13 protein-coding genes and 1 pseudogene are annotated in these 11,846 nt (G+C 64.2%); 9 read left to right on the forward strand and 5 right to left on the reverse strand.

The window, feature by feature from the left end; translation table 11 throughout:
* Nucleotides 1-21: 21 nt before the first annotated feature.
* Entirely contained in the window at nt 22-567 is a 546-nt protein-coding gene (locus tag H7F16_RS18725; protein ID WP_185799169.1) for a DUF3859 domain-containing protein, read from the reverse strand.
* Between the two features lie 146 nt (nt 568-713).
* Here H7F16_RS18725 and H7F16_RS18730 point away from each other — a divergent pair, with 146 nt between their 5' ends.
* Complete coding sequence (locus tag H7F16_RS18730) at nt 714-1,481, forward strand: sulfite exporter TauE/SafE family protein (RefSeq protein WP_241741527.1); 768 nt, start codon at nt 714-716, stop codon at nt 1,479-1,481.
* A gap of 93 nt (nt 1,482-1,574) precedes the next feature.
* Here the strand turns inward: H7F16_RS18730 and H7F16_RS18735 are convergent, their stop codons facing one another.
* Entirely contained in the window at nt 1,575-3,173 is a 1,599-nt protein-coding gene (locus H7F16_RS18735) for a phosphoenolpyruvate carboxykinase (RefSeq protein WP_185799170.1), read from the reverse strand.
* A 452-nt stretch (nt 3,174-3,625) separates the two neighbouring features.
* On the opposite strand from H7F16_RS18735, the gene H7F16_RS18740 reads away from it, so the two are divergent.
* Genes H7F16_RS18740 through H7F16_RS18770 form a run of 7 tightly spaced genes read left to right on the forward strand, consistent with a single transcriptional unit; the run spans nt 3,626 to nt 8,989 of the window.
* Complete coding sequence (locus tag H7F16_RS18740) at nt 3,626-4,327, forward strand: response regulator transcription factor (RefSeq protein ID WP_185799171.1); 702 nt, start codon at nt 3,626-3,628, stop codon at nt 4,325-4,327.
* Nucleotides 4,324-6,012: a sensor histidine kinase gene (locus tag H7F16_RS18745; RefSeq protein ID WP_185799172.1), complete on the forward strand. Its 1,689-nt coding sequence runs from the start codon at nt 4,324-4,326 to the stop codon at nt 6,010-6,012. Before H7F16_RS18740 ends, H7F16_RS18745 begins: the two co-directional genes overlap by 4 nt.
* Nucleotides 6,013-6,016: 4 nt before the next feature.
* Nucleotides 6,017-6,445, forward strand: coding sequence for an HPr kinase/phosphorylase (locus H7F16_RS18750; RefSeq protein WP_338402032.1), 429 nt, complete (start codon nt 6,017-6,019; stop codon nt 6,443-6,445).
* On the forward strand, nt 6,442-7,362 hold the full coding sequence (gene rapZ, locus H7F16_RS18755) for an RNase adapter RapZ (protein ID WP_185799174.1): 921 nt from the start codon (nt 6,442-6,444) through the stop codon (nt 7,360-7,362). The genes H7F16_RS18750 and rapZ overlap by 4 nt, the downstream gene beginning before the upstream one ends.
* Before the next feature lie 7 nt (nt 7,363-7,369).
* Complete coding sequence (locus H7F16_RS18760; RefSeq protein WP_185799175.1) at nt 7,370-7,765, forward strand: PTS sugar transporter subunit IIA domain-containing protein; 396 nt, start codon at nt 7,370-7,372, stop codon at nt 7,763-7,765.
* A gap of 40 nt (nt 7,766-7,805) precedes the next feature.
* On the forward strand, nt 7,806-8,075 hold the full coding sequence (locus H7F16_RS19745; RefSeq protein ID WP_185799176.1) for an HPr family phosphocarrier protein: 270 nt from the start codon (nt 7,806-7,808) through the stop codon (nt 8,073-8,075).
* Between the two features lie 32 nt (nt 8,076-8,107).
* Complete coding sequence (locus H7F16_RS18770) at nt 8,108-8,989, forward strand: lysophospholipid acyltransferase family protein (RefSeq protein ID WP_338402033.1); 882 nt, start codon at nt 8,108-8,110, stop codon at nt 8,987-8,989.
* An 87-nt stretch (nt 8,990-9,076) separates the two neighbouring features.
* On the opposite strand, the gene H7F16_RS18775 is transcribed toward H7F16_RS18770, so the two are convergent.
* Together H7F16_RS18775 and H7F16_RS18780 are read right to left on the reverse strand one after the other, a co-directional pair.
* Nucleotides 9,077-9,811 carry a pseudouridine synthase gene (locus H7F16_RS18775; protein WP_185799177.1) on the reverse strand — a complete coding sequence of 245 codons (735 nt, stop codon included), beginning with the start codon at nt 9,809-9,811 and terminating at the stop codon, nt 9,077-9,079.
* Between the two features lie 18 nt (nt 9,812-9,829).
* On the reverse strand, nt 9,830-10,708 hold the full coding sequence (locus tag H7F16_RS18780; protein ID WP_185799178.1) for a 3-hydroxybutyryl-CoA dehydrogenase: 879 nt from the start codon (nt 10,706-10,708) through the stop codon (nt 9,830-9,832).
* A gap of 137 nt (nt 10,709-10,845) precedes the next feature.
* On the opposite strand from H7F16_RS18780, the gene H7F16_RS18785 reads away from it, so the two are divergent.
* Nucleotides 10,846-11,661 carry a DUF6473 family protein gene (locus H7F16_RS18785; protein ID WP_185799179.1) on the forward strand — a complete coding sequence of 272 codons (816 nt, stop codon included), beginning with the start codon at nt 10,846-10,848 and terminating at the stop codon, nt 11,659-11,661.
* A 58-nt stretch (nt 11,662-11,719) separates the two neighbouring features.
* Here the strand turns inward: H7F16_RS18785 and H7F16_RS18790 are convergent.
* Nucleotides 11,720-11,846, reverse strand: a pseudogene (locus H7F16_RS18790) (electron transfer flavoprotein subunit alpha/FixB family protein); the annotation flags it as partial.

Below are 11,846 nucleotides of genomic sequence, written 5' to 3' on the forward strand. Positions count from 1 at the left end.
AAAATGTCGCAGTCGATTTGGTTAGCTTGACAGGAATTCACAGGGGTGGGCTTCCCCCGGCTTAGGCTCCACCAGTTCGAACTCGGTTGTGGCAATCAGGCCATTGATGGATTTCGTCGTCAACGTCCAACGGCCTAACGGGTGCTCATCCGCGCTACCGAGCTTTACAACAATGTTCGCCAAATCGGTTGTGTTTATCGGCATCATCCAGTGCTCGACGGTGGTCCCGTCTGGGCCCAGCGGCGGATGTGTCATCGTCACGCTGTTGTAGCTGTCGTGTTGTCCCAAGATCATAAAGGTCATACCGAACTTTATGCCTTCGAAAGCGGGAATGACCTGCGTCTTGATCGAGATCCTGACGCCATCGTTTTGGAAAGACGTTCCGGCTCTCGTCCGCGGTGCCTTTTTCTGACCGACAACCGTCATGGAACAGACGATACCGACACTCAGCGCCACCGCCCGCGCCGGGTTTGCATAAGGCGCTGGCAACTCTGCGCGCGCTGGAACGGCGATAGCGCAGAATAGAAGCGGAGCAAACAAGAGCAGTAATCTGAAGCTTTGGCACATGTGCCAAGAATAGCTGCGACTTGCTTATTGGCAATTCTAAAGGTCCGCGCCGATGTAAAGTGCGCTGTTCGTCCGGTCGCGCCCGCCCGCCGCGCCTTGGCATTCCTCCCGCTTCGCTGCACCTTGGCCCAAAGCGGAGGACGTGCATGGATTGGCTGATGGCAGGGCAGGGGGCAGGGGCCTTTTGGGCGGCGGCGGCGGTCACGCTTTTCGCAGGCTTCGTCAAAGGCGCCGTGGGTTTCGCCATGCCGATGATCATGATCGGCGCCTTCTCCAGCTTCCTGCCGCCCGAACTCGCCCTCGCGGGGCTGATCCTGCCAACCCTCGTCACCAACCTCAGCCAGTCCTTGCGGCAGGGCCTCGCCCCGGCCCTTGCCACCACGCGCAAATTCTGGCGCTTCCTTGCGGCAATGTGCGCCTTCATCATCGTCTCGGCCCAGTTCGTGCGCGATCTGCCGCAGCCTGCCATGCTGCTCCTGCTCGGCGTTCCGATCACCGCCTATGCCGCGCTGAACCTTTCAGGCCGCAGCCTGACGCTGCATCTGCGCCATCGTCGCGGGGCGGAATGGGGGCTCGGGGTCCTCGGCGGTCTTTACGGCGGGGTCTCGGGTGTCTGGGGGCCGCCGCTTCTCGTCTATCTGCTCTCGACCGGCGTGCCGAAACTCGAAACCGTCCGCGCCCTCGGCGTGGCCTTCCTCTTGGGGGCGATCACGCTTCTGGGCGCCCATCTGCAAACCGGCCTCGCCAACGGCCAATCCCTGCCCTTCTCCGCGGCCCTCGTCATTCCGGCGCAAATCGGCATGAGCCTCGGCTACGCCCTGCAAGACCGCCTCGACCAGACCCGCTTCCGCTGGTGGACGCAGATCGTTCTGGTCGCGATGGGCCTCAACCTCATCCGCCGCGCGCTGATGTGACGACGGGGAAGCTTTCGCTCCCCCGTTCATCCTTGTCCAAATACTCTGGGGGTCCGGGGGTGAAACCCCCGGCGCCTGCTAAGGGCGATCGCCTCAGCCGATCGCCGCCGCCTTCACATCCTCGTCGATGAACGGCACATATTGCCCGAAGTTCTTCGAGAACATCTCGACCAGCTTCGCCGCCTGCGCGTCATAGGCCGCCTTGTCGCCCCAGGTGTCGCGCGGGTTCAGCAGCGTCGCATCCACACCCGGCACGGCGACCGGAACCTCGAAGCCGAAGTTGGCATCGCGCCGGAACTCGACCCCGCCCAGCGAACCGTCCAGCGCCGCCGACAGAAGCGCCCGCGTCGCCTTGATCGGCATGCGCTTGCCCGTGCCATAGGCGCCGCCGGTCCAGCCGGTGTTCACCAGCCAGCAGACAGCCCCGTGCTTGGCGATCTTGGCCTGCAACAGCTTGCCGTAAACCTCGGGCCGGCGCGGCATGAAGGGCGCGCCGAAACAGGTGCTGAAGGTGGGCTGCGGCTCGGTCACGCCCCGCTCGGTCCCCGCCACCTTTGACGTAAAGCCCGACAGGAAGTGATACATCGCCTGCGCCGGCGACAGCCGCGCGATGGGCGGCAGCACGCCAAAGGCATCGCAGGTCAGCATGATGACGTTCTTCGGATGCCCGCCCAGGCCCGTGGCCGACGCGTTCGAGATGTAATCCAGCGGATAGGCGCAACGGGTGTTGGCCGTAAGGCTGTCATCGTCGAAGTCCAGCTCCAGCGTCTCTGGGTCAAAGACCATGTTCTCGACCACCGTGGCGAAGCGGTGGGTCGTGGCATAGATTTCCGGCTCGGCCTCGGGGTTCAGGTTGATGGTCTTGGCGTAGCAGCCACCTTCAAAGTTGAACGACCCGCGGTCCGACCAGCCATGCTCGTCATCCCCGATCAGCGTGCGGTCGGGGCTTGCCGAAAGCGTGGTCTTGCCCGTGCCCGACAGGCCGAAGAAAACGGCCGTGTCGACCGGATTGCCGATGGCATGGTTGGCGCTGCAATGCATCGGCATCACGCCCTTTTCGGGCAGCAGATAGTTCAGCAGCGTAAAGACCGACTTCTTGTTCTCGCCCGCATAGGCGGTGTTGGCGATCAGGATCAGCTTGCGCTCGAAGTTGAGCGTGATGACCGTTTCCGTCCGGCAGCCGTGCCGCGCGGGGTCGGCCTTGAAGCTGGGGCAGTTGATGATGGTCCATTCCGGTACGAACTGGTCCAGTTCCGCACGGTCCGGGCGGCGCAGCAGGTGGCGGATGAACAGCCCGTGCCATGCCAGTTCCGTCACCACCCGCACATCCAGCCGGTGGACCGGATCGGCCCCCGCATAGAGATCCTGCACGAAGTAGTCGCGCCCCTTCATATGGTCGAGCATGTCGGCATGCAGGCGGTCAAAGGCATCGGGCGCCATCGGCGCGTTGTTTTCCCACCAGATCGTCTGTTCGACCGATGGCGTGCGCACCACGAATTTGTCCTTGGGCGAACGTCCGGTGTATTGCCCGGTCGAGCAGAGGAACGCCCCGCCCTTGCCAAGACGGCCCTCGCCGCGCTTCACCGCCTCTTCGACAAGCGCCGGCTCGATCAGGTTGTAATAGACGCTCCCCAGACCGGTGATGCCTTGATGTGCCAATTCCTGCGCCGGGTTCACGCGTCCGTTCGTCATCCTGCAAGCTCCTTGGGCCGGGATTACCCCCGGCAACTCTCCCAAAACACAACCCGGGCCAAAGGGTTGCGATGCCGCCTCCGGGCCAACGAAGGGGGGCATGACTTCGGCTATAACACGGCGTTCCAGATTTGGAACAGGACGCAATCGCACAGTTAGCGCAACCACCCGAAGGTTAGCGCAATCAGTTGACGCAACTGCGTGATCGCGCCGCCGCCACCGCCGGACCGGGTGCCGCAAAGCGCGCCAGATGCCCTTTGCCTCGGCATCGCAGCCGCGAATGGCGCGCAACCCTGACGCGAATCATTGCGGCAAATAGGCCATCCCCTGCGACTTTCGTGCAAGGGAAGCGAACTGATGCGCGGTGATTCGCACATTCGTATTGATTCTCGGGGTTGGAAACCCGATCATCTGGCAAAAATCAGAATAACGGGCAGTATAGGGATAGTCACATGGCAAGAATTGCGCTGGTTGACGACGACAGGAACATCCTGACGTCTGTTGCTATGACGCTTGAAGCCGAAGGTTTCGAAGTTGAAACCTACAACGATGGCCAGTCGGCGCTCGATGCGTTCAACCGGCGTTTGCCGGATATGGCCGTGCTCGACATCAAGATGCCGCGCATGGACGGGATGGACCTGCTCCAACGCCTGCGGCAGAAAACATCGATGCCGGTCATTTTCCTGACCTCGAAAGACGACGAGATCGACGAAGTCCTCGGCCTGCGCATGGGGGCCGATGATTACGTCAAGAAACCCTTCTCCCAGCGCCTGCTCGTCGAACGCATCCGCGCGCTTCTGCGCCGCCAAGAGGCCATCGCCTCGGGCGAGGTCGCGACCACCGAAGAAACCAAGATCATGGAGCGCGGCCAGCTTCGCATGGACCCGCTGCGCCATTCGGTCACGTGGAAAGGGCAGGATGTCGCCCTCACCGTCACCGAATTCATGCTGCTTCAGGCGCTGGCCCAGCGTCCGGGCTTCGTGAAAAGCCGCGACCAGCTGATGGACGTGGCCTATGACGATCAGGTCTACGTCGACGACCGCACGATCGACAGCCACATCAAGCGCCTGCGCAAGAAGATGCGCGCCGTGGACAACGACTTTTCCGCCATCGAAACGCTTTACGGGATCGGCTACCGCTACAACGAGGAATGACAGCTCAACCGCGCATGTCAAAGGAGGGGCGTCCGGCCAAGTCGGGCGATCTGCTTCTTGGGGACGACTGGGTCTCTCCCGAGCACCTCGTCGATCCTGCCCTGCGCGAGGGGCGGGGACGCCGTGGTATCGTCTCGCTCAACCGCTCTCCGCTGGCGCGCAAGATCATCCTGTTCAACCTGATGGCGCTTGTGCTTCTGGTGGCGGGGGTTCTCTTCCTCAACCCGTTCCGCGACTCTCTGGTGATCCAGCGCGAACAGGGGCTTATCACCGAAGCCATGCTTACCGCCAATGTGGTGCAAGCCGGCGTCGCGGGTGCCGCCGTGACCGCCGATGATGCCACGCGGGCGCTCGGGAACGCCGCGCTCGGACCGGGGGTCGAGGCTTTCGTTTTCGCGCCCGACGGCACGCTTCTGGGCCGCCACACCGGCGATCCGCGCAACATCGCCGACACGGGTGATCGCAGCACGCTCATCGTCGATGCGCTGAATTTCGTCTGGACCGGCGTGACCGGTCTTTTCGCGCGGAACGATCCCGCCGATCCCGCCTTCGATCCCGAAACCATCGTCCGCCCGCTGTTCGACCGCGCGGCGGCGGGCGATACCGTGGTCAACACCGGACGCGGCCCTTCGGGTGGAGCGCTGTTCTCGGTCGCAACCCCTGTGGCGCAGAATGGCAGCGTCGTCGCCGTCGTCGCCCTGACCAGCGCCGAAGGGGAAATCGACCGCCTCGTGCGGTTCGAGCGCGAACAGGTGCTGCAAATGTTCGTCGTGGCGCTGATGGTCAGCCTCGGCCTCTCGCTCGTGCTGGCCTCGACCATCGCCAACCCGCTCTCCGACCTTGCCGCCGCCGCCGAACTCGGCCGCGACCGCGACCGCAAGATGGGTCCGGGCCGCGTGCGCATTCCCGACCTTGCCGCCCGCCCGGACGAGATCGGCCGCCTGTCCGTCGCCATGCGCGGCATGGTCGCGGCACTTTACGACCGGATCGACGCCAACGAACAATTCGCCGCCGATGTGGCGCATGAAATCAAGAACCCGCTCGCCTCGCTGCGTTCGGCGGTCGGCACGCTGCGGGTGGCCAAACGCGACGACCAGAAGGAAAAGCTGCTCGAGGTCATCGAACACGATGTCCGCCGCCTTGACCGCCTCGTCAGCGACATTTCCAACGCCTCGCGCCTCGACAGCGAACTGGTCAAGGAAGAGGAAGAGGAATTCAACCTCGTCATCACCCTGTCCAACCTGTGCGAATATCTCGGCCAGCAGGCCGAGGAGAAGGGTGTCGAATTCATCACCGACTTCCCCGCCGATCCGATCACGATCCACGGGCTGGAAGCGCGTCTTGCACAGGTCTTCGTTAACCTCATCACCAATGCCGTAAGCTTCTGCGAAGACGGCGATGCCGTGCGCGTCTGGGCGCGCCGCCGCTCGAACCGCGTCCTCGTCGTCGTCGAGGACACCGGACCGGGCATTCCCGAACAGGCCCTGACCAAGGTGTTCAAACGCTTCTACTCCGAACGCCCGCAAGTCCAGTTCGGCCAGCATTCCGGTCTTGGTCTCGCCATCTCGAAACAGATCGTCGAGGCGCATGGCGGCGTGATCTGGGCCGAAAACATCCGCCCGACCAATGCCGATGCCGGCTCGGACCCGCTGGGCGCGCGTTTCGTCGTCGGCCTTCCGGTCTGATCCGGTGTCCCCTGCCCAGGTTCTGACGCTGCACGCCAGTTGCGTTTCGATCGCGGGGCAGGGCGTCTTGATCGCGGGGCCATCCGGATCGGGCAAATCCGCGCTCGCTCTGGCGCTCATGGCGCTGGGCGCAAACCTCGTCGCCGATGACCAGACCACGCTCACCCTTGCGGGCGAAACCCTTGTCGCCACCTGCCCGCCGCCGATCTTCGGTATGATCGAGGCCCGCGGTCTGGGCATCCTCAACGCGGATGCGCTGGACCATGCACCCGTCCGTCTGGTCGTCGATCTCTCCCAGACCGAAGCCCTGCGCCTGCCACCTCTTCGGAACGTGACCTACCTCGGGCGCATGCTTCCCCTTGTCCTCGGCCAGTCGACGCCCCATTTTCCCGCTGCGCTCTGGCAATACGTCAGGGCAGGGCGGCGGGAATGAACGAACAGGCGGCACGGGCCGATCTTGCGACCGAAGGGCACCGTCTGGTGCTTGTGACCGGCCCTTCGGGTGCCGGACGCTCGACCGCGATCGATGCGCTCGAAGACCTCGGCTACGAGGTGATCGACAACCTGCCCCTGTCGCTGATCCCCCGCCTGATCGACGGCGCCCCCCTGCCGCGCCCCATCGCGCTGGGCATGGATGTGCGCAACCGCGATTTCAACGCCACCGCCCTGATCGAAACCATCGACAGCCTGACCCGCGATCCGCGCGTGTCGCTCGATGTGCTCTATCTCGACTGCGCGGCGGGCGAACTGATCCGCCGCTACGCCCAGACCCGCCGCCGCCACCCGCTGGCACCCGCCGAATCCCCCAACGAAGGGGTTGCGCGCGAAATCGACCTGCTCGCCCCCATCCGCGTGCGCGCCGACCATCTGATCGACACCACGGACATGTCGCCGCATGACCTCAAGGCCGAACTTGCCCGATGGTTCGGCCGCAGCCCGATGCAGCGCCTTACCCTGTCGGTGCAATCCTTCAGCTACAAGCGCGGCCTGCCGCGCGGCGTCGACATGGTGTTCGACTGCCGGTTCCTGCAAAATCCCTATTGGCAGGCCGAATTGCGCGATCTCGACGGCCGCGACCCTGCCGTGGTCGACTATATCCGCGCCGACGCCCGCTTTGCGCCCTTCTTCGAAAAGCTGCGCGATCTGGTGCTTCTGCTGCTTCCCGCGCAGGTCGAGGAAGGCAAGGCCCACCTCTCCATCGGCTTCGGATGCACCGGCGGACAACACCGCTCGGTTGCAATCGCGGAACTTTTGGGCAATTCGCTTGCAGAGGCGGGCTGGGCGGTGTCAAAACGGCATCGGGAACTGGAACGCAGGGCGGCGGCGACGCCGCCTTTGGCATCGGGGTGATGGGCGCGTGATCGGTATCGTGATCGTGGCGCATGGCGGCCTTGCACGGGAGTATCTCTCGGCGGTCGAACATGTGGTCGGAAAACAGGATGCGATGCGCGCCATCGCCATCGAAGATGAACATGATCGCAGCGCCAAACAGGCCGAGATCTGCGCCGCCGCCGATTCCGTCGACCACGGGCAGGGTGTGGTGGTGGTGACCGACATGTTCGGCGGCTCGCCCTCGAACCTGTCGCTCATGGCCTGTTGCGGCCCTGACCGCCGCATCGTCTATGGCGCGAATCTTCCCATGCTGATCAAGCTGGCGAAATCGCGCGACCTTTCCGTTCCCGACGCCGTCGCCGCCGCGCTTGACGCGGGGCGCAAGTATATCAACAGTCTGGACCTCGGTGGCGGGGCATAGCCCGCGACAGGTTGCCCGCAATACGTGGAACGAGGCCCAAGTGACGGCAAGAACCCTTCGGATCATCAACGAAAAAGGCCTGCACGCGCGGGCATCGGCGAAATTCGTCGAAGTGGTCGAACAGCATGACGCCGCCGCCGCCGTCACCAAGGACGGCATGACCGTGTCGGGCGATTCGATCATGGGCCTTCTCATGCTTGCCGCCTCGCGCGGGACCGTGATCGATGTGGCGACTTCCGGCGCAGAGGCAGACAAGCTGGCCGATGCTCTCGAAGCCCTTGTTGCAAACCGCTTCGGCGAAGACTACTGAGACCCGTCAGACGAAACGAAGGCGCATTACGGGTGATCGAGACGTCCCAAAGCGAAGCGAAGCCGGCACTTGTCCGGCGCGATGACGGTGACGGCAAACCCTATGACATGCGTCGCCTGTCCTACGCGGGCACCTTCAAGAACCCGTTCAAAGCCGCGACGATCCGCACCATCGAATGGCTGACGGCCAAGGTCACGCTGCTGCGCCTGATCCGCCAGTTCGAACGCTCCGGCGCGCCGGTGGGGGCGCCCTTCTGGCCCAAGGCCATCCGCCAGATGGGCATCCGGATCGACACGCCGCCGGAAGAAATCGCGCTCATTCCCAAGACCGGCCCGCTGGTCGTGGTGTCGAACCACCCTTCGGGGCTGGTCGACGGCATGATCCTTGCCGAAATGGTCAACCGCGTGCGCTCGGATTTCAAGATCCTGACCCGCTCGCTTCTGACAGGCATCCCCGAAGTCGAGATGTTCATGATCCCCGTGCCCTTCCCGCACGAGGACAATGCCCGCGAACTCGGCCTGCAAATGCGCGACGACACGATGAAGCACCTCAAGGCGGGCGGGGTCATCATCCTGTTCCCCGCAGGCAAGGTCGCCATGTCCGAAGGGTGGTGGGGCCCCGCCATCGAAAGCGAATGGAACGTCTTCACCCACAAGATCGTCAAATCCTCGGGCGCGACCATCCTGCCGATCTATTTCCCCGGCCAGAACTCGCGCGCGTTCCAGATCGCCAACCAGATCAGCGATACGATCCGTCAGGGCCTGCTGCTCTACGAAATCAAGCGCTGCCTCTTCAAACCCACCCGCCCCGTGATCGGCGCACCGATTCCGGCGGAAGAGTTGAAGAAATGGGAGGGCAACCCGAGGGGGTTCCTCGCATGGCTGCGTGAACATACGCTGAACCTGGGCAAATAGGACGCTCAGGCAAGTTTCCCACCCGAAACCCGCCCCGTAGAATTTTCTCCGAAAATTCTTCGCCCCGCGCCTGCCCGTGGCCAATGCTCAGGCAAAGATCAGGGCGATCTCTGCTTGCGTCAGCAGCCGCCACTGACCGGCCGCCAGCCCGTCGGGCAGGCCCAAACCGCCGATCCGCTCGCGGTGCAGGTCGGTCACATGGTTCCCCACGGCCGCGAACATGCGGCGCACCTGATGATACCGCCCCTCCGTCACCGTCAGCAGCGCCTCGGTCTCCGAGACGATCTCAAGCGCGGCAGGGGCCAGCGGCTTCTCCTCGCCCTCCAGCATCAGCCGGCCCGAGGCGAAGACCCCACCCTCGGCTCCGGAAAGCGGGCGGGCGAGTCTGGCGCGATAGGTCTTGCTGATATGCCGCTTCGGGCTGATGACACGGTGCAGCAATGCGCCATCGTCGGTCAGCAGCAAAAGACCCGACGTCTGCTTGTCCAGCCGCCCGATGGTCGAAATCGCCGGATCCCGCTCTCTCCACCGCCCGGGCAGGATGTCATAGACGAGCGGGCCGTCCTCCTTGTGCGAACAGGTCATGCCCAAGGGCTTGTTCAACAGGATCACCAGCCCGGCAAGCGGGTCGAGCGGCGCGCCGTCGATCTGCATCCGCAGGGGCAGGTCCGGCGTCACGGCGATGCGCTGGCTGGCATCGGCCACCTCGGCCCCGTCCAGAACGATCCCGCCCGCCTTTGCCATCCGCGCCATCTCGCTGCGCGAGCCGTAGCCCATCGAGGAGAGCAGCTTGTCAACGCGCGATGACGGAACCTTGGCCATGACGACGCGCCCCGCGCCCTATCGTGTCGGAACCGGAACCTCGCCGCGATAGTCGTAGAAGCCGCGCTGCGTCTTGCGCCCCAGCCAGCCCGCCTCGACGTATTTCGTCAGCAGGGGGCAGGGCCGGTATTTCGTATCCGCCAGCCCGTCATGCAGCACGTTCATGATGGCAAGGCAGGTGTCCAGTCCGATGAAATCGGCCAGTTCCAGCGGCCCCATCGGATGGTTCGCGCCCAGCTTCAGCGACTCGTCGATCGACTTCACATTGCCCACGCCCTCGTAAAGCGTGTAGACCGCCTCGTTGATCATCGGCATCAGGATGCGGTTGACGATGAAGGCCGGGAAATCCTCGGCGCTTGCTGCCGTCTTGCCCAGTTTCTTCACCACCTCGTGCAGCGTGTCCCAGGTCTCGGCATCCGTGGCGATGCCGCGGATCAGTTCCACCAGTTGCATCACCGGCACGGGGTTCATGAAATGGAAGCCCATGAACTTCTCGGGCCGGTCCGTCCGGCTTGCAAGGCGGGTGATCGAGATGGACGAGGTGTTCGAGGTCAGGATCGTCGTGGGCTTCAGATGCGGCAGCAGATCCTCGAAGATCGCCTGCTTCACCGTCTCGCGCTCGGTCGCCGCCTCGATGATCAGATCGCTCGGCCCCACATCGGCCAGCGTCAGGGTGGTCCTGATCCGCGCCATCGCCGCGGCCTTGTCCCCGGCCGCGACCTTGCCGCGCGTGACCTGCCGTTCTAGATTGCGGTCGATGGTGGCAATGGCCTTGTCCAGACTGGTCTGGCTGATGTCGGTCAAAAGCACGTCATAGCCCGCAAGGGCAAAGACATGGGCGATGCCGTTGCCCATCTGTCCCGCGCCGACGATCCCGACCGTCCTGATCTCAGCCATGACGCCACCTTCCTGCAAATTCCGTGAAAAGCTTATGCATTGCACGGCTTTGAGTGCAAGGGCAGGCGGCCGCGCTTTACGCTTTGTTCACGCCTGCCCTTCAGTCTGGCGGCGGGTGTGACTGATGGGGTGTGGGGATGAGCTTCGCTTTTCCCGGCGATGCGTCGCTGGACTATTTTCCTTGCCGCTACGGGCGGTCGAAACTGCTTTTCAGGGGGCCAAGGCGCGATCTTACCGCGCCCTATGTCGCCGTTCTGGGCAGCACCGAAACCTATGGCAAGTTCGTGCCCCACCCCTATCCCGCGCGGCTCGAGGCGGCGCTTGGCCTTCCGGTGGTCAACCTCGGCGTGCCCTCGGCGGGGCCTGACGCATGGGGGCAGGATGCCACGCTGCTCGACATCGCCGCCAAGGCCCGCGTCACGGTGGTGCAGGTCACCGGCGCGCAGAACCTGACCAACCGCTTCTACGCCGTGCATCCGCGCCGGAACGACCGTTTCCTGCGGGCCTCGCCCCTGCTGACGCAGATCTTCCGCGAGGTGGATTTCACCGACTTCCACTTTACCCGCCACATGCTGCAAAGCCTGCGGCGCGTCTCGCCCGAAAAGTTCGCCCTTCTGGCCGATGAATTGCGCGCCGCATGGCTGGTCCGCATGGGGGCGCTGCTGCCACGCCTCGGCCCCCGGGTGGTGCTGCTGTGGCTTGCCCCGAATCCGGCGCAGGACGATGCCGAACCCATGCTCGTCGATGCCGACATGGTCATGGCCCTGCGCCCCCATGTCGCAGCCAGCGTCACGGTCACCTTCAGCGCCGAGGCCTGCGCTGCGGGCACGGCGGGAATGGTCTTTCCCTCTCTCGCAGAACCTGCGGCGCGCGGCATGCCGGGCCCGCTGCACCATGCCGAAATCGCGGCGGCCCTTGCGCCCGTGCTTGGCCCGCTTTTCGCCAGGGCCTAGGCAAAGCAAAAGGCGCGGCAGTTGCCTGCCGCGCCTTTCCCTGACGGTCTCAACCGTTTCACAGCTTCTCGATCATCTCCGGCACGGCGGCGAAGATGTCTGCGACCAGCCCGTAATCGGCGACCTGGAAGATCGGGGCTTCCTCGTCCTTGTTGATGGCGACGATGATCTTGCTGTCCTTCATC

It is taken from the genome of Paragemmobacter straminiformis, from assembly GCF_014243445.1.
GTDB classification, from domain to species: domain Bacteria; phylum Pseudomonadota; class Alphaproteobacteria; order Rhodobacterales; family Rhodobacteraceae; genus Paragemmobacter; species Paragemmobacter straminiformis.